Origin of the sequence: Mesorhizobium norvegicum (assembly GCF_004919685.1) — a bacterium.
In the GTDB taxonomy this organism is placed as follows: domain Bacteria; phylum Pseudomonadota; class Alphaproteobacteria; order Rhizobiales; family Rhizobiaceae; genus Mesorhizobium; species Mesorhizobium norvegicum.
This window is the reverse complement of sequence record NZ_SMYZ01000008.1, coordinates 24097-49113: the sequence shown is the minus strand read 5'-3', so window position 1 is coordinate 49113 and position 25017 is coordinate 24097. Positions and strand designations below refer to the sequence as shown.

Here is a 25017-nt window from a genome sequence, read left to right as displayed (position 1 = left end):
TAGCAGATCTTGTCGAAGGGCGCGTCGGGATTGACCTTGGCCAGCGCGATCTCGGGCAGCACGGTGAAGTTCGAGAAGGTCGAGCAGCCCATGTAGTGAAAAATCTTGTCCTTGCCGATCGAGAAGCGCGACGAGCCGTCGGGCATCAACCCTTGCCCCTGCGTTGCGCGGATCGCCGTGCACAGATTGGTTTTTCGCGACAGGCAAGACGGGCACTGCCGGCATTCGGGCGTATAGAGCGGAATGACATGGTCGCCCTTCTTGACCGAGGTGACACCCTTGCCGACATCGACGACGACACCGGCGCCTTCATGGCCGAGGATCGCCGGAAACAAGCCTTCGGGATCGGCGCCAGACAGCGTGAATTCATCGGTGTGGCAGATGCCGGTCGCCTTGATCTCGACCAGCACCTCGCCCTCGCGCGGACCCTCGAGGTCGACCTCCATGATCTCCAGCGGCTTTCCAGCGGCGACAGCGACAGCGGCGCGGGTTTTCATCAGGCGTCCTCCAATGCGTTTTGCCGGTTTGCCCGCCGGGCATATCGCGCGTGTCTTCGCAGGGTTTCGACGCCGATATCAGGATTTCACGCAGCGCAGGGCACTTGCCGGCCTGTCTCTGCCGGAACAAAAGGATCTCGGCTATCCGGCGGATGAGGCACCGGCGGATGTAGCCGCACGCGGCCGGAACCTCTAGCAATTCTAGGGAAGTCCGAGCGGGTGTGGTCGATAGGGGACTTCCCTCCGGGAAGCCCAATGCCATTCGATGTTGAATGCCACGTTGCGATCCGAGGCTGAGGCCCGAGTCTGGGTATCCTCTCGGCAACGGATGCAACCTTGTCGGGCCGTCATGCTACGAGAGGAAGCCGGGTTTCAAACCTGCCGCACGATGGTGCCGACCACATTGACGAGAAGGCGCGCGGCGGTCAGGGCCGACAGGCCGTCAATGTCGGCGGGAGGATAGAACTCCACCAGGTCGAATCCTGCGATCCTGGCGCGCTTGCCGAGGCCGGCGACCAGGTCGATCACCTGCGTGTAGGTGAGGCCGCCGGGCGTGCGCGCCGCCACGCCCGGCATGATGCTTGGATCGAGGCTGTCGCAGTCAAGGGTGACGACGACCCGCGCGCCTTCCGGAATATGCCGCAGTGCGGCTTCGACGCCCTGGGCGTGGACCTCGCGGGCGGTCACGAAGCGGCTGCCATAGCGCCGTGCCGCTTCGATTTCGGTGAGACGCGCGCTGCCGACGCTGCGCAGGCCGACCTGCACGATGCCGGCGACATGCGGCATCTCGCTCGCCCGGCGCATCGGGCTCGAATAGCCGTGGCGTTCTCCATCCACGTCGTCGCGCCAGTCGATATGGGCGTCGATCTGCAGGACCCAGACCGGCCCGTGATCGGTAAAGCTGGCGAGGAAAGGAATGGTCGTGGAACAATCGCCGCCGAGCAGGATCGGTACTGCCGGCAATGCCAGGATTTCGCGCATTTTCGCCTCGATCCGGGCCCGGTTGCCGGCATTGTCATGCATGGTGGTCAAGATATCGCCGGCGTCGATGCAAGTGACCGGCTTGCCGCCGAACAGCGGGCCGCCGAGATCGAAATCCCAGTGCTCGATGAGCGCGGCATCGTCCTGGCTCGCAGCGCGGATGGCGTCGGCCGCCAAGGCATGGCCGCTGCTGTCCTTGCCGGGATAGGTGCTGCCGTGACCGGCCGCGAAAATCACCGCATGGGGCATGCGGCCATCGGCGAGGCGATCGGGAAAGCCGAGAAAGGGAGGCGAGGCGGTCATTTGTCGATGGGCTCCGGGTAGCAGCGCAACTGCCTGACCGAGGTCATTGAGGGGGAACCGGTCAGGCCATCATGCCGAGTTGCTTGATCAGGTCGAGCTGGTCCGAGCTCAGCCAATATTCGAGAACCTTGCCGTTCTCGACGCGCAGGAAATCGGCGCCAGCAAACCTGATGGCCGTGCCAGGCTCGGCCTTGGCGCCGGGGAACCCGCCCTTGTATGTGCCGCTCGCCAGCCAGCGCCCCGCGATCATGCCATCACCGAACAATGGCTGGACCTGGACTTCAAAGACGAAGGGATCGATGGCGGCGTGCAACTGGCCGATCCAGCCGGCCATGCCCTCAGGTCCGGCATAGATCGACAGATCCTCGCCTCCCAGCGGGGACATGTGCAGCTTGTAGTCCGGCGCGATGATCTGGTCAGCCATGGCCAGATCGCCATTCCACATGGCGATCCATTTGTCCCAGATCGTAGCCAGTTCGTCGTCGTTCGTCGGCTGTGCGGTGCTCATCGCAGTCATTCCCAGCAGCGGAATTGCCGCCAACGTTGCGCTCATATCACGTCGGTTCATTTTTCAGCGCCTTGATTATCGTGAAAACACTTTTGACCCGCTTGCCGAGGGGCGGGGAGCGGCCGTCGATCCATCACATAAACCGACCATCAATCCTGAGCCGTCGGTCGTATGACGATGCTGCCGACGTCCACATCGGCCGGTTGCTCGATCGCGTAGGCGACACCGCGAGCGATAGCATCGGGCGAGATGGCGAGGTGGCCGATGCGCTTGCCCATGACTTCCTTGACGGCCGGATCGGTCATTGAATCTGCAAAGTTCGTCGAGATCATGCCTGGTGATATTTCGGTGACCCTGAGGTGTGGTCCAGCCTCCTGCCTCAGGGCTTCGGTGATGGTGCGCACAGCGTTCTTCGTCGCCGCATAGACGCCCATGGTCGGGAGGATCTTGATCCCGGCCGTCGAGACAATATTGATGATGTGCCCTGATTGCTGACGTTGAAACACGGGCAGCGCAGCGGCGATTCCATAGAGCGTGCCGCGTAGATTGACATCGATCATGGCGTCCCAGTCTTCCACGCGCAGAGCATCGAAGCGCGATATAGGTCCAATCCCCGCATTGTTCACGATGACGTCGAGCTTGCCGCCCCGCTCGATCGCCACGCCGACGAGGGCCTCAAGATCGCCGCGCTGGCGGACGTCGGTCGTCTTGTATACGGCCTTGCCTCCCGCGGCCGCAATCTCGTCGACGACGGCGGACAGCTCATCCTTGCGGCGGGCGCCGAGCACGACGAAGGCCCCACGTCGGGCGAGAAGCTTTGCTGTCGCACGCCCAATTCCGCTGCTTGCGCCTGTGATGGCGATGACCTTGTCAGTTATACTCATTGCAATTCTCCTTCACTACAGAGATAAGGCATCGGGCAAGATTTTATATATCGGAACATCCATGAATTTATCGCAATCGTCTAACACGACGACTGATCCTCTATCCGACGTGCTGGCCGCCCTCGGCGCGACAGTGACCCGCCGCACGCGGCTGGAAGCCGCAGGCCACTGGGCCCTTGAATTTCCGGCTCTTGATCGACTGAAGTTCGTGGCCTTGTTGAGAGGAACCAGCTGGTTGATCGTGCCGGGGCGAGACGCTCAACTAATGAGCGCAGGTGACGTCTGCCTGATCGGACGCACGACCTACGCGGTGGCCAGCGACCCGACACTGCCGCTTCTCGACGGTCGGGCCCTCTATGACGGCCGCGACGTCGTGCGCCTTGGTGGTGACGAGACAATCTGCATCGGGGGAAGCGTCACGTTCTCGCCGGGAAACGCGGACTTCCTGCTCGACATGCTGCCGGGCTTTCTGCTGGTTCCTCGATCCTCGACGGCATCTGGTGCGGTGACGACGATCCTCACGCTTTTGAATGGCGAAGTGGGACGGGCCGCCATGGGAAGTCAGATCGTGAGCGCCCGCCTGGCCGATGTGCTTCTGGTGGAGGCGATCCGCGCCTACGCGGAAGGAGCCCAGGGCATCCAGACCGGATGGCTTGGCGCGCTCTCGGATCCACGGCTCGGCCGTGTGCTCCGCGCCGTTCACGGGGATGTTGCCCGGTCATGGACGGTGGCGCAACTCGCCAGTGTGGCCGGCATGTCGCGGGCAGCCTTCTCGGCAGCGTTCACCCGCCAGGTAGGACAGCCGCCGCTCGGCTATGTGCGGGCGTGGCGCCTTGCTCTCGCTCATGCGGCGTTGGCGCGTGGCGATGCTGACATAGCAAGCATCGGCAGTAAGCTCGGCTACATGTCGCAGAGTGCTTTCACGCACGCCTTTCGACGCGCCTTTAGGACTACCCCGAAAGCTGTCGCTCGAACACGATGATCGGCGACGGATAGAGTCTTAGCCCGACAGAAGAGGACGGGGAGGAGGGACGTTTTTCGACGAGCAGGTCTTTCCGGAGCGCACCAAGGTCGGCTTCCTCGACCGGATCGCCGTCGCGCTTGCAGGACTGGCAGACGAGGAGATTGTGTTCGGTTCGAGGTCTGCTGGAGGAGGGGGAAGGAAAGGTTCCGACCTTCACATCGCCACCGTGACCGCCCAGCAGGTGGAAGCCGCCTACGGGCTGGGTGCAGGCTTCACGTTCCTGTCGGGGGCAAGCGAGGAAGAACTGCTCGTGACGCTGCATATGAACGGCGGCTTGCAGGCCCGGGTGGAACACGTCCTTGCCGTGGAATTCCGTCGCGCGAAGAAGCTCGCTGAAGAGAAGCGAACCGAGCTCGAAAGGATCGCCGAAGCCTTGCTCCGGAAGAAAACGCTTTCGGCGGAGGACGTGTTATATCTGATCGGCCTGCAGCCGCGCTTTTGCCTGGACCCGCCCCATTAAGCTGACCGCCGGCAGCGGAACCGTCCTTCCAGTTCCGGTCGACCTGCGCTCCGCAACCCGCATCGCAAAGTCGCATAAGATAGATTATGGAACTGACGCATTAGCCAAGAACGGGAAATTGCCGCTGATTTTCATAGGCTTGAGCCAATTGTGGCGTATTGCCTTGAGCGGATAGCCAACGCTAGGCTGTCGAAATGACGAGAGCAAGCAGCCAGATCGAAGCGGCGATCGAGGTGTTCGTGCATGGCTTCAGCGCCGACAGAAGCCGCACCTTTCCTTACGAGGCCAGCCGCGTCGGACCGTTGTGGCTGATGCGCGACGCCGAGCGCAAGAATCCTCGCGACTACCGTGGCGAGGAATGGGTCGTCCATGATGTCGCCGCTCAAGAGGCCGATGCCATCGTGCGGCAGCATGCACGGCCGGGCTTTGCCATTTCCGTTGCGATCGCGAACGAGGATCCGGACGGGCCGACACGAACCGCCTACAAAGCTCTCGGCTATCGGCTGCTTCGGACCGAAGGCTTTTTCGTCCACCGATTGCGCCAGATTCCGAGCCCGCCAGCGGTTGCTGTTGCTTCGGTCGAACGCGTGCAGACAGCCGAACGGGCGGCGCAGTTGGGAAAGATCATCCGCAGGCAGCCGATCGCGGACGATTTGCTCGGCGACAGCGCGCCGTTGCGCCAGTATGTGGCAGTCGATGGCGCCGATATCGTTGGGCGCGTGCGCAGCCTGGATGCCGTGGGAGCCACGTGGTGTTCGAGCATGTATGTCGAGCCTTCGCACCGTCGTCGCGGCATTGGCCAGGCTTTGATGTCGAAAATGTTGCACGACGATCGGGCGCGCAGGTCGAGGTACTCGGTGCTGGCTGCAACCCATGCCGGGGCGCTGCTTTATCCCCGGATGGGCTACGAGCGGATCGGAACGCTGCTCATATTTGCACCAAGGAGCCGAAAGTCCTCATGAAAGTCTATTCGCATCACACTGATTCATAAGGGATTTCAATCGCCATGCCGTCATAGGCGGGTTCGACGTTGGCTGGTGTCTCGGCCATCACCGTGGCGTAGTCGAGCGGCACGTGCATATGCGTCAGCACGGCGTGTCTCGGCGCCAACCGCTCGATCCATTCAAGCGCTTCTCCAAGTGACAGGTGACTTGGATGCGTCCGGTACTGCAGCGCGTCGATGATCAGCACGTCGAGGCCGCGCAGCTGTTCGGCGGTGGCCTCCGGAAAGCCACTGATGTCAGGGCAATAGGCGAGCGCGCCGATGCGAAAACCGAGCGATATGATGTCGCCGTGGATCTGCGGCAGGGGCTCGAGGGTGAGGGCACCCCCCTCTCCTTCGATGACCACCGGTCTGGCGTGGTCGATGAGATGCGGCTTGACGATCGGCGGATAGGAACTGCCTTGCGGCGTCTCGAAACAATATCCGAACGCTTCCCGCAGCCGAAGCATTGTTGCGCTGTCAGCATGGACATCGATCAGTTGGCGCTGATCGAGGACGAAACCACGCAGATCGTCGATGCCGTGGATGTGGTCGGCATGTGGGTGCGTATAGACGACCGCATCGATGCGTTTGACGCAGGCCAGCAGCATCTGCTGCCGAAAATCCGGTCCGGTGTCGATGACGACACTCGTGCGGCCGCCGTTCGCCGCGATCCGCTCGACGAGCGCGGCGGTGCGCATGCGCCGGTTCTTCGGGTTGTCCGGGTCGCAATTGCCCCAGTCGCCGGTGATGCGCGGCGTACCGGGCGACGAGCCGCAGCCGAGAATGGTGAGGCGCAGGCGGTCGGTCATCGTTCAGGCACTTTGCTCGGGCCAAGCACTTTGCTCGGGAGGTCGCGGCATCTTCCCGAACAGGCGGAAGAAATTGTTCGTCGTCAGATCAGCGATTTCAGCCTCGCCGACGCCGATTGTTTCGGCCAGCACCCTGGCGGTATGGGCGACATAGGCCGGCTCATTGCGCTTGCCACGAAACGGCACGGGCGCCAGGTAGGGCGCGTCGGTTTCGACCAGCAGGCGGTCATGCGGCACATCGGCGGCAATGGCGCGCAACTCAGCTGAATTCTTGAAGGTCAGGATGCCCGAAAAGGACACGTAGCCACCGAGAGCGACGCCCACCTCGGCAAGTCGGCGCCGGGAGGAAAAGCAATGCAGGATGAAGGGGAAGGCGCCCTTCCCTGTTTCATCCTCGAGAATGGCAGCCATATCGGCATCAGCATCGCGCGAATGGATGACCAGCGGCAGCCCCGTTTCACGGGCGGCGGCGATGTGATTGCGAAAGCCTTGCGCCTGTGCGTCGCGTGGCGCCTTGTCGTAGAAATAGTCGAGACCGGCCTCGCCGATCGCCACCACCTTCGGGTGGGCGGCCAGCCGCACCAGATCGGCCGACGTCACGTCCAGCTCTTCCGCCGCATTGTGCGGATGGGTGCCGACCGAACAGTATACTTCATCGAAAGTATCTGCGATTTCAAGGATTTGCTGAAACCGCTTCACGCGGGTTGAGATCGTCACCATGCGGCCGATTCCGGCCGCCTTGGCGCGGGCGACAATGGCCGCCCGCTCCTCGGCGAAATCTGGAAAATCCAGATGGCAGTGGCTGTCGACGAGCATCAGACGTTCGCGTCCGGCTGTTCGACGTAACGCGGAAACACCCCTTCCGGCACGGGCAACGCAGTGCCCGGCACCAGCGCATGGTCCGCGTGGACATGCGCGAAATCGCGCCTATCCGCCGGGACCGCCAGCAGATCGAGCAGTTTGTTGGCCGAGCCCGGGACGAAGGGCTGACACAGCACCGCCACGCGGCGCACGACCTCGGCGGTCGTCCACAGCACCGTTTCCATTCGCTCCGGATTGGTCTTCTTCAGCGCCCATGGCGCCTCGCCGGCGAAGTATCGGTCGGCTTCCGCCACCACGCCGAAGATCGACGCCAGCGCCAGATGGATGCCCTGCTCGGCCATCGCCTTGCGCGCCGTATCGAGAGCGGCGGCGGCCTGGTCCAGGATCGCCCTGTCGGCATCCGTCAGGTCGCCACGTTGCGGCACCACGCCGCCGCAATTCTTGGCGATCATCGACAGCGAGCGCTGCGCCAGATTGCCGAGACCATTGGCAAGGTCGGCATTGGTGCGGTTGACGATCGCGTCATGGCTGTAGCTGCCGTCGTTGCCGAACGGCACCTCGCGCAGGAAGAAGTAGCGCACCTGATCGAGACCGTAGTGCTCGACCATCGCGAATGGATCGACGACGTTGCCAACCGATTTCGACATTTTCTCGCCGCGGTTGAACAGGAAGCCATGCGCGAAAACGCGCTTTGGTAACTCGATGCCGGCCGACATCAGAAAGGCCGGCCAGTAGACCGCATGGAAGCGGACAATGTCCTTGCCGATGATGTGCGTGGCCGGCCAATAGCGCCATTGCTCGGCCTTTGTGTCGGGATAGCCGGCGGCGGTGATGTAATTGGTCAAGGCGTCGACCCAGACATACATCACATGCTTGTCGTCGCCTGGCACCGGCACGCCCCATTTGAAGGTCGTGCGCGAGATCGACAGATCCTTCAGCCCGGACTTGACGAAGCTGAGCACCTCGTTGCGGCGCTCAGTCGGACCGACGAAGTCGGGCTGGCTCTCATAAAGCGCCAGCAATTTGTCCTGATAGGCGGAAAGCCGGAAGAAATAACTTTCTTCCTCGTTCCATTCGACGGGCGAGCCAAGCGGTTCGCGACGCACGCCATCGTCGCCGACAGTCGTCTCGCCCTCGTCGAAATAGGCTTCCTGGCGAACCGAGTACCAGCCGCTATAGCGGTCGAGATAGATGTCGCCATTGGCGGCCATCGCTTTCCAGATCGCCTGGCAGGATTCATAGTGGCGCGGTTCCGTCGTGCGAATGTACTCGTCATTCGAGCCGCCCATCGCCTCGGTCATCGCGCGGAAAATCGCCGAATTGCGGTCGGCCAGCGCCAGAGGCGTTATGCCTTCCTTCTCGGCCGTCTGCTGCATCTTGAGGCCATGTTCGTCGGTACCGGTCAGGAAGAACACGTCCTTGCCGTCCAGGCGCTGGAAGCGAGCCAGGGCGTCGGTTGCAATGACCGTATAGGCGTGGCCGATATGCGGCTTGCCGTTCGGATAAAAGATCGGGGTGGTGATGTAGAATGTGTCGCGTGACATGAATGAACCGTCATGAATGTCTGAATGGAAAGGCGTGGCGGTGGATATCGCATCGGGACGGCGATTGCCATCCCGAGCCCAATGCATGCCGCCCAAAAGTGGCCCCGGTTTTGGGGACAACGGCATGCATCGAAAAGGCCGTCACATTCGCATTGCAGAATTCAGGCGGTCGATCATGGTCAGGGCGTGCTGCTTCTTGTCGAGATTGTAGGTGTCGGTCTCAGATATAGCGTCCAGCGCCTCATGCCAAGTGTCCGACAGGGTTTTGGCCCGTGCGAGATCGCCCGCCAGCGCTGCCTGGCTTGCCGCGTCCGACAACAGGTCCAGCGCCCGGCGGTTGAAGATATCGAACTGGATCGCCTGGTCGCGGCCGGCCACCGCTTCGGCAAGGCGAAATGCGCCGCCGACATCGCTCTTTCTTCCCGTAACCAGGGCGTCGAGCGTCGAGGCGATCTCCAGCCCGCCATACTGCGTCAACAGGATGGCGTTGCGGGCGCTGCCCCCTGCCCGCTCGACCAGTGCCGCGCGCGCAGCCGGGTCGTCCGGCGGCGGCGGTTCCGCCGTTTCCAGCACCGCCATCAGCTCGTCGGCGTCGAGTGGCGTCAATCGCACCACCTGGCAGCGCGACCGGATCGTCGGCAGCAGGCTGCCCGGTGCGTGGACGATCAGGATGAACAGGGTTCGTGCCGGCGGCTCTTCCAGATTCTTCAGCAAGGCATTGGCGGCATTGGTGTTCATGTCGTCGGCGGGGTCGACAATGACGACCCGGTAGCTGCCGTCATGCGAGGTGAGCGACAGGAAGCGGCTGACTTTGCGGATTTCATCGACAGTGACGACTGTCTTGAAACTCTTGGTCTTGTCGTTCAGCGGCCGGGTCAGATGCAGCACGCCGGGATGCGCCCCGGTGGCGATCTGGCGAAACAGCGACGAAGCCGGATCGGGAGTAGCAAGGCTTTCCGGCGCCTGCGTGAAATCCGGGTGCTTCAGGAGATGATGCGCAAGATGGAAGGCCAGCGTCGCCTTGCCGATGCCGACCGGTCCGGAGAAGATCAGCGCATGCGGCAGCTTTCCCGCACGATAGGCAGCGGTGAGCATGCCCGCAACCTGGCTATGCCCGACCAGGCGTCGCGTTTCGGATGGCTCCGGCACGCCGTCCAGCGTGTCGTGCTGTTCGGGTGCGATGCGCTCAAAAATCATGCCGGTGTCGCCTGCCTGTCGCGCGCCGGCGTTCTCGCTTCCAGCGCCGCGAAGACGGCGGCGGTGACGACATTCTCGACCGCATCGGGATCGACGGCTGCGTCGACCACGATACAGCGTTCCGGCTCGGCCGCCGCGATCGCCAGAAACGCCTCGCGGCGGGCCTGGTGGATCGCCAGCGTCTCCTTTTCGAAGCGGTCGGCGACTGCCTCGGTGCCGCGCCGCAGCGTTGCGCGCCTCAACCCTTCCGCCGGATCGATGTCGAAGATCAGCGTCATGTCCGGCATCATGCCGTTGATGGCGACCTGCTCCAGCGTCTCCATGAACACCGGGTCGATGCCGCCGGTGACGCCCTGGTAGACGCGCGAGGAATCGAGGAAACGGTCACAAAGCACGATGGAACCACGCTCGACCGCCGGCCGGATGACCTGCTCGACATGATCGGACCGCGCGGCGGCAAAAAGCAGCGCTTCCATCTTCGGCCCGAAGGGTTCGGCGGCGCCCGAAAGCAGCACGTGCCTGACCGCTTCGGCGCCCGGCGAGCCGCCGGGTTCACGGGTAAGGAGGACATCGTATTTCTTGGCGCGCATCTTCCTGGCCAGCCGCTCGATCTGCGTCGACTTGCCTGCTCCTTCGCCGCCTTCGAAGGTGATGAAAAATCCGCGCGCCAATCGAAAGGCCTTTGTCCTTGCATGAGTGGATTGATTGTAGCGCTCTAGATAGTCCGCGTTCGGGAAAACGTCCATGCCGTCGATTTTTTGCTTCTATGCATGTCGTTTCCCCAAAACCGGGACCACTTTTGGGCGACATGCCTTAGCGCAGCCAGCCGACCGCCAGTTCCTTGACGGCATCGAGCGCGCGCTGCGGCAGCGTGCCGACGCCGATCGACTCGGCGGCGAAAAGCGGTGTCTCCTGGCTCAACGTGTCGCCGATCCAGACACGCAGCGCACCCACCGGCTGCCCCTCCTCCACCGGTGCTGCAACCGGGCCGTTGTAGACGATCCTGGCGGTCAGCTTGTCGCGGTTGGTGATCGGCAGGAAAATGTCGATCGGGCCCTTGGCCTTCAGCGTCACCCCGGATTTGGCGCCGCCAAAAACCTGGGCCTCGCCGACCACTTCGTCCTTGGCGAAGATCTCGGTCTTCTCGAAGGAGCGAACGCCCCAGTCGAGCAGCTTTCGCGCCTCCTCGGCGCGCTCCTTGTCGTTGGCCAGTCCGCTCATCGCCGCGATCACCCGCGTGCCGTTATGGCTGACCGAACCGACGATGCCGAAACCCGACACCTCGCTCGCGCCGACCGCCAGGCCATCGGCGCCGATATCCATCGCCAGAAGCGGATTGCGGTTCCTCTGCGAGATCTTGTTCCAGGTAAAATCCTTCTGGCCATAATAGCGATAGAAATCCGGATAATCGCGCCACAGGTGCACGGCGAGCAGTGCCAACTCGCGCACGGTCGTCTGCTGGCCACCCGCCGGCAGGCCGGTCGAATTGACGAAAGTCGAGGTCTTGAGGCCGATCTGGCGGGCGCGTTCGGTCATCTGCGCAGCAAAATTGTCTTCGGATCCGGACATGCCTTCGGCGATGACGATGCAGCCGTCATTGGCCGCCTGCACGGTCACGCCTTGAATGAGGTCCTCAAGCCGGATCGACGACTTGAGCTTGGCAAACATCGTCGATGTTCCCGAAGGCGCGCCACCTTTGCGCCAGGCGTTTTCACTGACCACGAACGTGTCGTCGAGCTTCAGCCGGCCCGACTTGATCGCGTTGAAGACCACTTCCATGGTCATCAGCTTGCCCATCGAGGCCGGCTGTATCGGCTTGTCGGCATCCTTCGAAAACAGCACCGTCCCGGTCTCTGCGTCGATCATGAAGACCTGCGCGGCCTTGGTCTCGAAAAGCTGCGCACGGGCCGGAGCCTGGGAAAACAGCAGCAGGCCAAAAACCAGAAGCCCGGCGAGAGGCGGGAGCAAGCGCAATTGCATGATGTTCGACCCGTTGGCCGGCACGGCCGGCAAGCCCGCGAAAAGTATCAGGCTTTTTGCGCGGCGGATCAACCGCGCAGCGGAAATCCGCCCCGGCTTGCGCTCAGTTGCGCACAGCCAGCGCATCGGGCGCGCCATGCGACCATGCTGCCTGCAGCAAATCATCCAGATTGCGGTGGCCATCGGGATAGAGATTGACCGAATACCAATCCTCGCCATCGAGTTCCGAACGCTGGATCTCGATCTTGCCATATGCGGCGAGCTGGGCGGCAATGCGCTTGGCCTCCGCTGCATCCTCGAACGAACCCGCCGCGACGTAGTCGGTGGACGGACCGGCCGGCGGCGGCTGGCGCTTCCACGATTGAAGCACGTCGGCCGGCGACATGCCGTCGCCACCCAGCGCGGCGAAAGCATTGGAGGCGCGTTCCACCCGCTCGTCCGCATAGGACAGCGAGGCCACGGCAAACGGTGATTGCGGCGGCAGACTGATTTCCGGGCGCTCCGGCACGATCGGGCCGAAATCGGGCAGCGCCAGATCGCCGTAAGCCGGCGTCTGCGCGGACATCACCGGCTGGACCGAATCTGAATCGGTCAACTGCCCCGGAAACGGCACGGCAGCAGTGCCGGCAGGCAGGCTTGGCGAAGGGCCGTTCATGGCGACCATGACGCCGGTCGGCAGTCCGTTTGACGGGTCCGGCGCCCTGTTGCCGGGGTGGTAGGAGGCCATCAGATACTGGTCGTCGTCGCCGTCGAGCGGTGCACGGCCGACATATTCGACCTTCACTTGAGCGGTGCCGATGTTGGCATAACCAAGCATCTGGGCGGCGCGCTCCGACACATCGATGATGCGGCCTTCGTGATAGGGGCCGCGATCATTGACGCGAACGATGACCGAACTGCCGGTCTTGAGATTGGTGACGCGGGCATAGCTTGGCAGCGGCATGGTCGGATGCGCCGCCGTCAGATGGGTCATGTCGTAGACTTCGCCATTGGCGGTAAGCCGGCCGTGGAAGGCATCGCCATACCAAGAGGCCAGGCCGACCTTGGCGTAGCGCTTGTCTTCCTTCGGGTAATACCACTTGCCGCGGACCTGATAGGGCTTGCCGAGCTGATCCCTGCCGCCGCCACGCTGCATGCGCCCGTTCCGGGAGAACACACGCGGGCTTGCTTTCACGCCATATTCGGATTCGGAGAAGTATTCCTTGGAGCGGGTCTTTTTGTAGACCATTGCTTTGGGCTCAGGCTGCGACGCGCAAGCCGCCAGCAAGGCGGCCGACACGGCCAACAACGCGACTGTAGCAGCGCGACGAAGACGCGGGTGCGTCACAGCCTGCATTTTCCTGATGTCCCCTTCAGTCTCAACTCAAGACGCCGCGTTCAACCGTCAGAGGAGCCAAAACACTCACCCGACAAATACCAACGACGCCTAGAACCCCGATCCTTTGTGCGCAGGAATTGTTTATCACGGTATTAACCGATTGTGGCCGGAACCGGGCAAGATTGTGACGTCGCCGCCCTGTGGCGCGCCCCTGTCCGTACGACTGTCATGTCGTGCTCTTTGCCCTGGCGCAAATACCTTTTGGCTCCTCCTGCAGCGTGCGCTGGCGCGCGCCGAGCTGGCAGCACCTGCATCATCTTCCGGATCGTTCTTGCCTGTCGGTAGCGCAATGGACGCAATGACCGCTATCGGCAAGATTCTGAAGGAAGGCGCTCGAGGTTCCTGATTGTAGACCCTTATTTGGACGAAACGATTCTTACCGACTTCGCTCCGATGGCGCCGGAATCAGTGAAGGTGGATCTCCTTTCCGATGTTGCTTCGATGAAGGCCACTCTAGTACCGGCGGTGAAGCGTTGGGCAACGCAGTATGGCAACAAGCGCCCGATCGAAGCCCGAGGCACATCTCCCCGAGCACTTCATGACCGACTGATAATTGTCGACGACAACAGGGTCTGGAGCGTGAGCCAATCCTTCAAGGATCTTGTGGCGAGGTCTCCCGCGTCGATAAGCTTGGTCCCAGCCGAAGTAGCGGCACTCAAAATCCCTGCTTACGCATGTGGGCATCTGCCACGTTGCTGTACAAAAAAAGCCCGCCACCCTGAGGCAGCGGGCCATTCCTGCAAATTTGCAGCTTTTTCTTCAGCAGGTGTCCGGCTGCTCCCGCTCGGTGTCGGCACTAGTCTGGCCGAAAAAGGCCCGGAAGCCGAAGCCGCCATCAATTATAGCCAGTTCGAAAACCACGGACTGGTGTCATACCCTAAGCGCGGATTATAATGATCCAGGAAGTTTGCGCCCCCATTTGATGGTCGCGCAACAACGGTGCGTGTCGATTTACAACCCGGTTTCGGGGTTGGCTTGCTGCCAGCCTTCATATGAGCTGCAGAACACGAGGTTGCAGCCTGAGCGGTGGCCACCTTTTTCTTCTCTTTCGCAACAGCTGCTCCGGTGGCGGCCAATACCATTGCTACGCCAAAGACAACGAGTTTCATTGAAACGCCCTCACCCTGCACAATCCGAAATGATTGCGCCTAGCTAACGTCACGTCAACGACATTTTGTCCGCAACGACGGCGAATAGTGCCAGTAAAAAGAGCCCGCCACCGTAAGGCAGCGGGTGACCTAACCCCAGTTGGCGGATTTTCAGTGCCGGCCCGTGGGTGCGTCAAGGAACGCCTCGAAGGCCTCAGCCGCCTTGTCCGAAGGCGTTTCCGTAGAGTTGCAGCCCCGTACAATAGCCGCAGCGATCTGAGGTGCTATTCACCTGCTTGCATCTGTCTGCGCCTACCGCCTCTTCGCCTTCGGCGTGATCTCCTCGATCCTCACCTTGTCGCCGCCGCTCACGACATAGGTTGTGGCCGGCTTGTCGGTCATCTCTTCCCCTCAGTCGATAAAAGCCCGCGCCATGGAGGGACCAATGACGCGGGCCGGCTGAAACCAGCCTTCGCCGGATGCCAGTGACAACATCCGAGCGTGAACTCAACTATTCGAAACAGCTAATGTTCCGCATGCGGTGCTGGTCGGCCGTGTTGCCTGTCATCACCCTTCAAACCCTGCGCAGCTTCGATCACTGCCTTGCGGCTGTTGCCGTGTTTTAGGATCAACTCCCAAATCAGGTCCGGAGACAAACCGTTCTCCGAGGCGAAATACTCGACCTGATGGTCGTGAATATCGTGCTGCCTGCGCTTGTCGCCGGCCATTTGAGCCTCCGCTCTGCAGTCTGATGCTGCCGTCGGGAAATGGCCGGTGCAGGGGATGCTTGGGTGAAGCGGGCCGCACCGGCCATTGCGGGTCAGTGTTTTGGGATCTCCCCCCGCATTGCCGAAGCTAAATGAATATTAGCAATAGCTCAACTAAGACTGAAGTCCCTAAGTCCCTCAACCGAACGTTGGCTTCCAGTCGCGATTGCGCGCCCGCTGTTGGCCTTCGTAGTCAGGAACGAATGTGAAGAACACTGGCCGGCGGTCGCGTCCCGCAGCCTTGCAATCCGAGCAAGCGAATCGCCCGACCAGATCTTGTTGCATGGAACCATGACCCGGCCCGAGACGGTCAATCAGCGCCTGGATGTCGAGCTTTGTCGACTTGCAGCACATGGCATGCCCGCAGTTGACATAGACGGTTTCCCTCACACATGAGTGGGTGCGCGTTCTCGGCAAGACATCCCTGCCCCGCATCCGATTCCACGACCTTCGGCACACCCACGCGACACAGATGCTTTCAGCCGGCGTTCACCCCAAGATTGCAAGCGAGCGTCTGGGCCATTCGAACATCGGGATAACGTTAGACCTCTACTCCCACGTTATGCCCGGCATGCAGGCGGATGCAGCGGAGCAAGTTGACGTTGCGCTTCAGGCCGCTATAAGCGTCGAGCGTAAAGGCAAATAGTTGCAAAGTGCGTTGCAAATGGCTTTTTCAAGTTCACTGCAAATAGACAAAAGCGCAATGATTGCAATTAGTTGGAGGAATGGCCGAGCGGTTTAAGGCACCGGTCTTGAAAACCGGCGTGGGTGCAAGCTCACCGTGGGTTCGAATCCCACTTCCTCCGCCACTTACAATTGAAAATGTTCACTTTTTATCATTTTGAACAACTCGTCCCCCGAATCTACCCACAAACTAGTGACCGTAGCGTTGCGAGTCACAAAGCGAGGGCGGCACGTGCTGCAAACCATTGCGAGAAAAACGCGCAAACTCCCCCTTTCAATGTTAATTAACAGCAATCGACTCAATCCACGGCTTTTGTAGCGATTGGGCAATGTACCTCACACAGATAGAATTAGAGAACACTGGCCCAATTCCGCTTCTACGCTACAAATTGCCATTTGACGAAAATGCGCGCCCAAAGCCAGTTGTCTTCGTCGGTCAAAACGGTTCCGGAAAAAGCGTTCTAATATCCCACATTGTTAGTGCACTCTTAGAGGCGAAGAGTACGGTTTTTGAGGATCACGAAGTCGACCCCGGCAAGGTTTATAAGCTTCGTAGTTCGATATTTATCCGACATGAGCAACCTTTCAGCCTGGCTAGCCTGGAGTTCACCGGCGGATTGTTTCAGAAAGAAATACAACTTTCTGTGCCAAAAGAAGAATACGTAGAAAAATATCAATCTACACCATCAAATCCTGTTTGGAATAACATCCAGGAGCTGGATAACTCCGCATACGTTTCCAATTTTATGCAACATAGAAAGGAGCTAGAAAAGGATATAGAGTCGTCAATTATTTTATATTTTCCGGCTAATCGATTTGAAGAACCTTCTTGGCTAAATCAACTGAATTTGCAAAATAAATCTAATTATCTGGCTGCAAATCAAGTAAAAGGAAATTCAAACCGGCGAATTATCAATTATGCGCCGATGAGGGAGAACCAGGACTGGTTGCTTGACGTTTTATACGACGCTGAGGCGATAGAACGAAAAATCAAGATGGTTGAATATGCTAATAACCTTAAACTTCCGGTCTTGGTATCCGAAGGAAACTCAACAAATATCAAGATAGAGATAGAAAAGTTTTTCCTTGAATTGCTAGGTGGGCAACCTCCCGCGCAATGGAATGTTGGAAGACGAGGCGCCCGATCTATACAAATGGCTGGAAATAATAAGGTTCTATCTGGAAACCTTTTTAGCCTTTCAACGGGACAATCGTTATTAATTGACAGTTTCCTGTCAATATTGAAGACAAATGATATGTATAACGGCGTCTTTAATGGACTGGCCGAGATATCGGGAATTGTGATTGTGGATGAGATTGATGTCCACATGCACACAGAGTTACAGGCGACTATTCTGCCTAAGTTGGTTGCCATGTTCCCCAAGATACAATTCATCGTCACTTGTCATTCCCCGATATTCCTCATGGGATTAGATAAAATTTTGGGGCAAGATGGATTTGACATAATCGAGCTACCCTCCGGCACAAAAATTGACACGGAGAGATTTGCGGAATTCGAGTCTGCGTATGGCCACTTCAAAAGAAGTGTGAGATTTGAGTCTGATTTAAAAGAGGCTATTTTTGCTTCTCATAGAAAAAATCTATTCGTAGAAGGCGATATTGATATTTCGCTGTTAAAGCGAGCGGCAATCGCTCTTGGTAGAGAAGATGCATTGAACGAGTATGAAATTTACGACGCCAATGGCTATGGCGGGCTTGATAAAATCTGGCGAAATTTTGATAGCCGTTTGGCAATTGCTTTAAATCAGAGAGTTGTCCTGCTTTATGATTGTGACATCGAGAAAACGAATGCCGTTAGAGAGCTGGCTTACAGGCGGGTAATGCAAGCGCGAGATCGACGAATCAAAAAAGGGATCGAAAACCTTTTTACTGATGATTTGATACAGCGCGCACGGGAAGCTCGGCCTGAGTTTTTCGATGTGACGCCTGCATACGAGAAGGTGGTCAAAGGGGTTACTGTTCCCGTCGAGGAAATATGGAATGTCAACAAGGACGAGAAGCGTAGCTTAGCGAACTGGATTATTGAAAACGGCTCCAACGAGGATTTCGCGGACTTTGCTGATGTCTTCAATATGCTGGCTGAACTCGCGGCGTGAGTTGGCTCAAATCCGGAAAAACTCGTCCCTAACGGCCTTCGTCGCCTTCATCCTCTTCGCGATCTCTTCAACGCGATGGCGCGGAAAGATCGCGTCGAGAGCCGGCAACAACTCATCAAGCGTCCGCAAATTGGTCGCCTTGGCGCGAGGGAGAGGGACAGCATGCATCTAGCCTTTGCTGGCAGGCGTCGGCGGCACCGGCAGGATGATTTCGGAGGCGACCTTCCAGTCTTTCGCGGCCTTCTTCCAGGTGATGATCATCAGGAACGGCTTGGGCGTGCCGTCCTGTCCGGCATAGGACACGGCGATGTTCATCGGCGCATAGGATTCCGCGACGTCGGAGGTCAGTCCGACGACCTTGAGCCTGGAGAGATCGGGCGTCAGCACGACAGGACCCGATGCCGCTATATCGTGCAGCTTTTGATCGATCGCGTTGTTGCCCCAGAATCCCGCCCAGTTGCCTTCCGATGGAATGGCGCTCTTTGCGACCAGAAGGGCCGAAGGCGATTGCCAGAACATTGCGTGCAGGCCCTGGATGTCGTGCTTGTTCGCCAGTTCCATGAGCTTGCTGAAATGCGACGAGATCGTGCTGAGGGTGCGAGCGTCCAGCGGGTCCGTGTAGGCGGCCGGTGCCGCGGTCGCGAACCCCGCCGAAAAAGCTGTGAGGGCGAAGACAGCGGCGGAAAGTATTCTCGGCATGGCGGTATTCTTTCTATAAATTGAAGCGGGTCGGGTGGGGTCGACATATCGGAAGCGAAGGATCGGGCCGGTCGCGTCGGCCGACCCGTCTCCGGTTTCAAGCCTGCTTCTTGGCAATGTTGGCGGCACCCCAGAGCGAGCCCACATTGGCGCGGTTGGGATGGAGTTCCAGCATCGCGTCGTAGAGTTCGCGTGCGGTCGTCGTCGCTTCGTTCAAGCGATTGAAGTCGCGGATGTATTGTTGCGTCTCGCCGATGATGCGGCGGTCGTCGTCGTTTTCAGGTATCTTGTGTCCGGCAATCACCGCGCGAGGATTCAGGGCTTCAAGCTTGTCCAGGGCGGAAATCCATTCGAGCCGGCTCTGCGTCGTGGTTTCGCCGAGATAGAGGTGAATGCCGTTGTAGACGACATCGCCGCCGACAATCAGCCCCGCCGATGGGACGTGCAGGTATGTCGACACCGCCGTATCGGTGCGTCCGGCGTTCACCGCGACGAGCTTGTGCCCTTCGAGTTCCAACTCATTGTTTTCAAGTGGCGCGGCGGCGAGCAGCCTGTCGGGAATCTGCCCAGGGAAAAGCCTCCGCCAGAAGTTCTCGACCGAAGCCGGCGAGAGATGCTTGTGCATGGCCTCCACCACTGCCGGCGTCGCGACTGCCCTTGCGTTCGGAAAACGCTCCAGCAGCGGTGCGAGCCCGAAGAAGTGATCGCCATGCCCATGGGTGACGTAGATGGCGGTCAGATTCTTGCCGCTCGCGGCAACCCAGTCCGATAGCGTCTGGGTTTGGTCAGTGGTGAGAAACGTATCGACGAGAACTGCGTCGCGCTCGCCGTAGATCAGCGTCGACGAGTTCGCCACCCACATAAATTCTTCCCTGCCCGGCGGCACATCGCGACTGAGGCCGGGACGCTTTATGTTGAGTGTACTCCAGTTGAGACCATTATTGTGGGTCGTGACCGTGGTCATGATTGTCTCCATTTGACATCGGCGCCCAGAGTGCGATAATCATAAAATGACCGGTCGTCTTGAATTAGTCAAGGATGTTTGAAGTGGAATCTTCTCCCGCCGCCCGAAGGGGTCCGAAACCGAAGCCTGACACCCGCAACAATCTCGTCCAAGCGGGTTTGCGGATGTTCCATACCGAGGGATATGCCGCGACGGGCATTCAGGGCATCGTCGAAAGCGTCGGCGTACCCAAGGGCTCGTTCTACAATCACTTCGCCAGCAAGGAGGCGTTCGGCGTCGAGGTGATCGATGCCTATTTCGCGCGCAACGAGGACAAGCTGCGTACTATGCTCTGCGATGCGGATGTTGCGCCGCTGGTCCGGTTGGAGGCCTATTTCGACGACAGGATCGAGGCATTCAGGGCAGCCGGATTCGTGAAGGGATGCTTGCTTGGCAATATCAGCGCTGAGGTTGCCGATCACAGCGCCCTCGTCCGCGAGCATCTGGTCAAGCATTTCGGATCGTGGAGCGGGTTTTTCGAGACCTGTATTGCGCAGGCGCAGGAAGAAGGAGTGATCGACGATCAGCTCCCCGCAGCTTTGTTGGCCCGCTTTGTGCTGAACAGTTGGGAGGGCGCGTTGCTGCGTATGCGCGCCGAAAAGAGCGATGCTCCGCTGATCGAGTTCAAGCAGGTCGTCTTCGGCAGGCTTCTCGCCTAATGCCGTCCCAAGCAGGGTGGCATAGAGAAACGATTTCCGGTCATTCTAGAGCGCTTTAGCGTAGACCTAGTGCCCATTTTCATCGTTCGTGGCTCGCCACAACCTGAAGAAATTTTAATAAAATCAATATCTTGATAGTCGAGCGCCCCGCGCTTCTTGCCACAATCCGCGTTCGCCGGTGCCTTGATGCCGAAAGCAGAGCCTTTAGCCTTTGGAAAGGGAGTTGTGGTTCTTCTCAGAAGCGCAGACGGCGCGCCGGGGCGAGTGAATGGACATCTTTGGCATCAAGGCACTGTTGATCTGCGCGCTGATCCTCATTCCGTTCGAACATCTGTTTGCCGAGCGGCCGCAGAAGATTTTCCGCAAGGGTCTGACTGTCGACCTGATCTATCTGCTGTTCAACGGCTTCATCATAAAGGTGGCCATCTTCATGATCGCGGCCGGTGCCCTCGGCGCCGCTGCAATCCTGGTCCCGCAATCGATAACGCAAGCCGTCAGCGGTCAGCCTGTCTGGCTGCAGGTTGCGGAAATCATCCTGATCACCGACATCGGCGTCTATTGGGCACATCGGGCCTTCCACAAAATCCCTGCACTTTGGAAGTTCCATGCAGTTCACCACGGCATTGAGGAACTGGACTGGCTCGGAGCTTTCCACAACCACCCGGTCGACGCCATCGTGACAAAGGCAATATCGCTGACGCCGATCTTTTTCCTTGGCTTCTCCGAAGCCTCGATCGCCATCTTTTGGACTATCTACCTTGGCCACACGCTGCTTGTTCATTCAAACGTGCGGATTCCGTTCGGCCCTTTGAAGTGGCTGATCGCCGGCCCGCAGTTTCATCGCTGGCACCATGCCAACCAGCGCGAAGCCTATGACAAGAACTTCGCCGGGCAGTTGCCTTTCCTCGACATGCTGTTCGGCACCTATAATCCCACCGGTGACAAGGTGCCGGAGAAGTACGGCGTCGACGATCCGATCCCTTCCACCTATTTCGGCCAGATCGTCTATCCGCTTCTGCCCCGCAGGAAGCTAGTGAATCGAGCAGTGCCGAGCAGCGAAGCACCACCGGAAGGCTTTTCGCGTCGAATCGGCTAAACCTTCGAGGCATGAACGAGACCTCACTCTATGCGCCGGTGAAGCGGTTCCTCGAAACCCTCGACTTCGTCGTGAAAGGTGAGATCGGCGGCTGCGACATCGTCGCGCTGCGCGAGGGTGAGCCACCCGTTGTCGTCATCTGCGAGCTGAAGCTGCAGTTCAATCTCGAACTGGTGCTGCAAGGCGTCGATCGCGCGGCGGCCTGCGACGAGGTGTGGCTGGCCGCGCGCATGTCGGCCCGGGGCAAGGGCCGCGAAAGCGATGCCAGGTTCCGCAATCTCTGCCGCCGCCTTGGCTTCGGTCTGCTTGGCGTGACCGCGACGGACCGGGTCGAGGTGCTTCTCAGCCCGATCGCGCTGGCGCCGCGCAAGAATGCGCACCGGCGCTCTCGCCTGGTCGACGAGCACCAGCGCCGTCGCGGCGATCCCGTTGCGGGAGGAGGATCGCGCAATCCGATCATGACGGCCTATCGCCAAAGCGCCCTCGCTTGCGCTGCCGCCATGGTGGACGGACCCAGGCGGCCGCGCGATCTGAAGGCGCTGACGCCGATCGCGCCGAAGATCCTGCAGCACAATGTCTATGGCTGGTTCGCACGCGTCGACCGCGGCCTCTACGATCTCACCGATGCCGGCCGCGCCTCGTTGGTCCGTTGGCCGCAGGCACCGCACGATGAATCCCGACACGCAATTTTGAACGAATCGACCATTTGATTGATGATGCCTGCGGGGTCCGGGACGGTCCCCTTGGTTGATTTCTCCGACAAAATATGTTGCTTGTCCCGCCCATGAAGAAGCTCTGCATGACCGCCTTGGCGTCTGTGACACTGAGTTTTCCAGCCAACGCAATGGACAATGCATTGCGCGCCGGCTTGATGAAACTCGATCCCCAAACCCGCCTTGAACAGCGTTGTGACGCCGAAGTGCTCGACCGGATCACCCACGACGATCGCAAGTTCAAGGCCGATCGCGTCGTCGCCTACGCCTTCGCAACGCCCGAGATGGGCGCTGATGCAATCAGGAGCCCGGGTGCAGCGTTTCGCAGCAAGGGGCAATGGTACCGGCTGAAATTCAAGTGCCAGACGGCGCCCGACCATATGGAAATTTTGCAGCTCCGCTACCGGATCGGCGACGAGATTCCGGAAGCCGATTGGGCAAAGTACAATCTCTACGATTGATTTGTGATCGGCCGCGGCGGTTTTGCCCGGCTGCCGGCGAGTGCCGCGGATCCTTTGATCCGGCTTGCTTTAGTGCCGCCGCCACCAGTGATCCCTTGACGCCAAGGGACCACCAAGTTAGGGCCGTCTGAATAATCGACGAACACTCGGCAAACCAGCAAGGGCTTCCGGTCGATGGACATTTTCAGCGCTGCCAGCCTGACCGCCCTGCTCCAGGTCATCGCCATCGACCTTGTGCTTGCCGGCGACAATGCGATCGTCATCGGCCTTGCCGCTGCCGGCCTGCCGGCCGAACAACGCAAGAAGGCGATCCTCATCGGCGTGCTGGCGGCAACGGTGCTGCGCATCGGCTTTGCCGCGGTGACCGTCAAGCTGCTGGCCATCGTCGGCCTGCTGCTGGCCGGCGGTATCTTGCTGCTGTGGGTCTGCTGGAAGATGTACCGCGAGCTGCGCACGTCCCATGCCGACGAGCTGGAAGCGACCGAGGCGCTGTCGAACTCCGATCTCAACAGCGACAAGATGGTGGCCGGCAAGACGAAGCGCAAAACGCTCGGCCAGGCCGCCTTGCAGATTGTCGTCGCCGACGTGTCGATGTCGCTCGACAACGTGCTGGCGGTCGCGGGTGCCGCGCGCGATCATTTTCCGGTGCTGGTCATCGGCCTCGTGCTGTCGATCGCGCTGATGGGCCTCGCCGCGACGTTCATCGCAAAACTGCTGCATCGCCACCGCTGGATCGCCTATGTCGGCCTGCTGATCATTTTCTATGTCGCTGTGGACATGGTCTATCGTGGCACGGTGGAAGTCTGGCCGCATCTGAACGGCGCGGTCAGCTGAGGCTGCCGGCCAGCCGCGTCTTCGATCCGCAAAGGTCCGCAGCGCAATCGCCGTGCGTTTTGCCGCATCGCAGCCGTGCCCATACCAATGCCGCAATAAGTGTGGTACTGCGCCGGCAATCCTGAAAAGCCCGGAAACCCTCTATGTCCGCTCCTCGCGTGAGTTTTGTCAGTCTTGGATGCCCGAAGGCCCTTGTGGATTCGGAACGCATCATCACGCGCCTGCGCGCCGAAGGCTACGAGATCGCCCGCAAGCACGACGGCGCCGACCTTGTCGTCGTCAACACCTGCGGCTTTCTCGATTCCGCCCGCGACGAGTCGCTCAATGCCATCGGCTCCGCGCTTTCGGAAAACGGCAGGGTCATCGTCACCGGTTGCCTTGGCGCCGAGCCGGATGTCATTCGCGAGAGGCACCCCAATGTGCTGGCGATCACCGGGCCGCAGGCCTATGAGAGCGTGATGGCCGCCGTGCATGAGGCCGCACCGCCTTCGCACGACCCCTATATCGATCTCTTGCCGCCGCAGGGCGTCAAGCTGACGCCGCGGCACTACGCCTATCTCAAGATTTCCGAAGGCTGCAACAACCGCTGCACCTTCTGCATCATTCCCGCACTGCGTGGCGACCTCGTCTCACGACCGGCGGCCGATGTGCTGCGCGAGGCCGAGAAACTGGCCAAGGCCGGCGTCAAGGAACTCCTCGTCATCTCGCAGGACACCAGCGCCTACGGCATCGACATCAAGTACCAGACGTCGATGTTCGGCGACCGCGAGGTGCGCGCAAAATTCCTCGACCTTTCCGAGGAACTGGGCAAGCTCGGCATCTGGGTGCGCATGCACTATGTCTACCCCTACCCGCATGTCGCCGACGTCATTCCGCTGATGGCCGAAGGCAAGATCCTCCCCTATCTGGATATCCCCTTCCAGCATGCCTCGCCGCAGGTGTTGAAGAATATGCGGCGGCCGGCGCATGGTGAAAAGACGCTCGAGCGTATTCGCGGCTGGCGCGAGGTCTGCCCGGATCTCGCCATCCGCTCGACCTTCATCGTCGGCTTCCCCGGCGAGACGGATGACGATTTCGAGATGCTGCTCGATTGGCTCGATGAGGCAAAGATCGACCGCGCCGGCTGCTTCAAATACGAGCCGGTCCGGGGCGCCCGCTCCAACGATCTGGGCTTGGAACAGGTCCCGCAGGAGATCAAGGAAGCGCGCTGGCACCGATTCATGCAGCGCCAGCAGAAGATTTCGGCGACACAGCTGGCCAAGAAGGTCGGCAAGCGCTTGCCCGTGCTGATCGACGAGGCGCACGGCACATCGGCAAAGGGCCGCACCAAATACGACGCGCCCGAGATCGACGGCTCGGTCCACATCCAGTCGCGCCGCCCGCTGCGTCAAGGCGACATGGTCACCGTCAAGATCGACCGCGCCGATGCCTATGATCTCTATGGGTCGGCGGTCTGACGGGGCCGTATTTACTACATCTTGCGATAGTTCTGCCCGCTTAACCCGTTAAGCCGCGATCCGCTCT

The 25017-nt window shown here is 60.1% G+C and carries 25 protein-coding genes, 1 tRNA gene and 1 pseudogene; 12 read left to right on the top strand and 15 right to left on the bottom strand.

What is annotated here, in order from left to right; all coding sequences use genetic code 11:
* The 4 genes from FCU66_RS04150 to FCU66_RS04135 form a co-directional block, all read right to left on the bottom strand.
* Positions 1-497 (bottom strand): alcohol dehydrogenase catalytic domain-containing protein (locus FCU66_RS04150; RefSeq protein WP_168992245.1); only part of this gene is annotated, 497 nt, incomplete at its 3' end.
* A 372-nt stretch (positions 498-869) separates the two neighbouring features.
* Positions 870-1781 carry an agmatinase gene (locus FCU66_RS04145; protein WP_136619443.1) on the bottom strand — a complete coding sequence of 304 codons (912 nt, stop codon included), beginning with the start codon at positions 1779-1781 and terminating at the stop codon, positions 870-872.
* Between the two features lie 61 nt (positions 1782-1842).
* Positions 1843-2349, bottom strand: a complete 507-nt coding sequence (locus tag FCU66_RS04140) for an ester cyclase (protein ID WP_136619442.1) — start codon at positions 2347-2349, stop codon at positions 1843-1845.
* 89 nt (positions 2350-2438) lie between these two features.
* A complete protein-coding gene (locus tag FCU66_RS04135; protein ID WP_136619441.1) occupies positions 2439-3173 on the bottom strand; it encodes an SDR family oxidoreductase in 735 nt (244 codons plus the stop codon).
* Here FCU66_RS04135 and FCU66_RS04130 point away from each other — a divergent pair.
* From FCU66_RS04130 to FCU66_RS04120, 3 genes and pseudogenes are all read left to right on the top strand, one after another.
* The gene (locus FCU66_RS04130) at positions 3145-4155 is read left to right on the top strand and encodes an AraC family transcriptional regulator (RefSeq protein WP_246093767.1); all 1011 of its coding nucleotides are present in this window, start codon (positions 3145-3147) and stop codon (positions 4153-4155) included. The genes FCU66_RS04135 and FCU66_RS04130 overlap by 29 nt on opposite strands.
* 91 nt (positions 4156-4246) lie before the next feature.
* Positions 4247-4657 (top strand): annotated as a pseudogene (locus tag FCU66_RS04125) (M41 family metallopeptidase); the annotation flags it as partial.
* Between the two features lie 194 nt (positions 4658-4851).
* Positions 4852-5619, top strand: a complete 768-nt coding sequence (locus FCU66_RS04120; RefSeq protein WP_136619439.1) for a GNAT family N-acetyltransferase — start codon at positions 4852-4854, stop codon at positions 5617-5619.
* A 13-nt stretch (positions 5620-5632) separates the two neighbouring features.
* Here FCU66_RS04120 and FCU66_RS04115 read toward each other — a convergent pair whose 3' ends face one another.
* From FCU66_RS04115 to FCU66_RS04075, 9 genes are all read right to left on the bottom strand, one after another.
* Positions 5633-6451, bottom strand: a complete 819-nt coding sequence (locus tag FCU66_RS04115) for an MBL fold metallo-hydrolase (RefSeq protein WP_136619438.1) — start codon at positions 6449-6451, stop codon at positions 5633-5635.
* Between the two features lie 3 nt (positions 6452-6454).
* Positions 6455-7267, bottom strand: coding sequence for a TatD family hydrolase (locus FCU66_RS04110; RefSeq protein WP_136619437.1), 813 nt, complete (start codon positions 7265-7267; stop codon positions 6455-6457).
* Positions 7267-8817, bottom strand: a complete 1551-nt coding sequence (gene metG, locus FCU66_RS04105; protein WP_136619436.1) for a methionine--tRNA ligase — start codon at positions 8815-8817, stop codon at positions 7267-7269. The genes FCU66_RS04110 and metG overlap by 1 nt, the downstream gene beginning before the upstream one ends.
* 141 nt (positions 8818-8958) lie before the next feature.
* Positions 8959-10014, bottom strand: coding sequence for a DNA polymerase III subunit delta' (locus tag FCU66_RS04100; RefSeq protein ID WP_136619435.1), 1056 nt, complete (start codon positions 10012-10014; stop codon positions 8959-8961).
* Positions 10011-10685: a dTMP kinase gene (gene tmk, locus FCU66_RS04095; protein WP_136619434.1), complete on the bottom strand. Its 675-nt coding sequence runs from the start codon at positions 10683-10685 to the stop codon at positions 10011-10013. Before tmk ends, FCU66_RS04100 begins: the two co-directional genes overlap by 4 nt.
* Positions 10686-10827: 142 nt before the next feature.
* Complete coding sequence (locus FCU66_RS04090) at positions 10828-11994, bottom strand: D-alanyl-D-alanine carboxypeptidase family protein (RefSeq protein ID WP_168991967.1); 1167 nt, start codon at positions 11992-11994, stop codon at positions 10828-10830.
* A 103-nt stretch (positions 11995-12097) separates the two neighbouring features.
* On the bottom strand, positions 12098-13330 hold the full coding sequence (locus FCU66_RS04085) for a septal ring lytic transglycosylase RlpA family protein (RefSeq protein WP_136619432.1): 1233 nt from the start codon (positions 13328-13330) through the stop codon (positions 12098-12100).
* Between the two features lie 881 nt (positions 13331-14211).
* A complete protein-coding gene (locus FCU66_RS04080; protein WP_136619431.1) occupies positions 14212-14481 on the bottom strand; it encodes a hypothetical protein in 270 nt (89 codons plus the stop codon).
* 503 nt (positions 14482-14984) lie between these two features.
* On the bottom strand, positions 14985-15188 hold the full coding sequence (locus FCU66_RS04075) for a DUF3606 domain-containing protein (protein WP_136620933.1): 204 nt from the start codon (positions 15186-15188) through the stop codon (positions 14985-14987).
* A 439-nt stretch (positions 15189-15627) separates the two neighbouring features.
* Here FCU66_RS04075 and FCU66_RS04070 point away from each other — a divergent pair, with 439 nt between their 5' ends.
* The 3 genes from FCU66_RS04070 to FCU66_RS04060 all read left to right on the top strand — a co-directional run bounded on the left by FCU66_RS04070 (position 15628) and on the right by FCU66_RS04060 (position 18028).
* On the top strand, positions 15628-15873 hold the full coding sequence (locus FCU66_RS04070) for a tyrosine-type recombinase/integrase (protein WP_136620934.1): 246 nt from the start codon (positions 15628-15630) through the stop codon (positions 15871-15873).
* A 73-nt stretch (positions 15874-15946) separates the two neighbouring features.
* Positions 15947-16036 (top strand) — tRNA-Ser (locus tag FCU66_RS04065).
* 204 nt (positions 16037-16240) lie between these two features.
* Complete coding sequence (locus FCU66_RS04060) at positions 16241-18028, top strand: AAA family ATPase (protein ID WP_136620935.1); 1788 nt, start codon at positions 16241-16243, stop codon at positions 18026-18028.
* A 168-nt stretch (positions 18029-18196) separates the two neighbouring features.
* On the opposite strand, the gene FCU66_RS04055 is transcribed toward FCU66_RS04060, so the two are convergent.
* Together FCU66_RS04055 and FCU66_RS04050 are read right to left on the bottom strand one after the other, a co-directional pair.
* Positions 18197-18727 carry a hypothetical protein gene (locus tag FCU66_RS04055; protein ID WP_136620936.1) on the bottom strand — a complete coding sequence of 177 codons (531 nt, stop codon included), beginning with the start codon at positions 18725-18727 and terminating at the stop codon, positions 18197-18199.
* Between the two features lie 97 nt (positions 18728-18824).
* On the bottom strand, positions 18825-19691 hold the full coding sequence (locus tag FCU66_RS04050) for an MBL fold metallo-hydrolase (protein WP_136620937.1): 867 nt from the start codon (positions 19689-19691) through the stop codon (positions 18825-18827).
* A 74-nt stretch (positions 19692-19765) separates the two neighbouring features.
* On the opposite strand from FCU66_RS04050, the gene FCU66_RS04045 reads away from it, so the two are divergent.
* The 6 genes from FCU66_RS04045 (at position 19766) to rimO (ending at position 24950) form a co-directional block, all read left to right on the top strand.
* Positions 19766-20389, top strand: coding sequence for a TetR/AcrR family transcriptional regulator (locus FCU66_RS04045; RefSeq protein WP_136620938.1), 624 nt, complete (start codon positions 19766-19768; stop codon positions 20387-20389).
* Positions 20390-20657: 268 nt separating this feature from the next.
* Positions 20658-21485, top strand: a complete 828-nt coding sequence (locus FCU66_RS04040) for a sterol desaturase family protein (protein WP_136620939.1) — start codon at positions 20658-20660, stop codon at positions 21483-21485.
* Between the two features lie 11 nt (positions 21486-21496).
* Complete coding sequence (locus FCU66_RS04035; RefSeq protein WP_136620940.1) at positions 21497-22195, top strand: DUF2161 domain-containing phosphodiesterase; 699 nt, start codon at positions 21497-21499, stop codon at positions 22193-22195.
* Between the two features lie 56 nt (positions 22196-22251).
* Positions 22252-22659 carry a DUF930 domain-containing protein gene (locus FCU66_RS04030; protein ID WP_168992086.1) on the top strand — a complete coding sequence of 136 codons (408 nt, stop codon included), beginning with the start codon at positions 22252-22254 and terminating at the stop codon, positions 22657-22659.
* Positions 22660-22833: 174 nt separating this feature from the next.
* Entirely contained in the window at positions 22834-23493 is a 660-nt protein-coding gene (locus FCU66_RS04025) for a TerC family protein (protein ID WP_136620942.1), read from the top strand.
* A gap of 143 nt (positions 23494-23636) precedes the next feature.
* Complete coding sequence (rimO, locus tag FCU66_RS04020) at positions 23637-24950, top strand: 30S ribosomal protein S12 methylthiotransferase RimO (RefSeq protein ID WP_136620943.1); 1314 nt, start codon at positions 23637-23639, stop codon at positions 24948-24950.
* Positions 24951-25017: the final 67 nt, after the last annotated feature.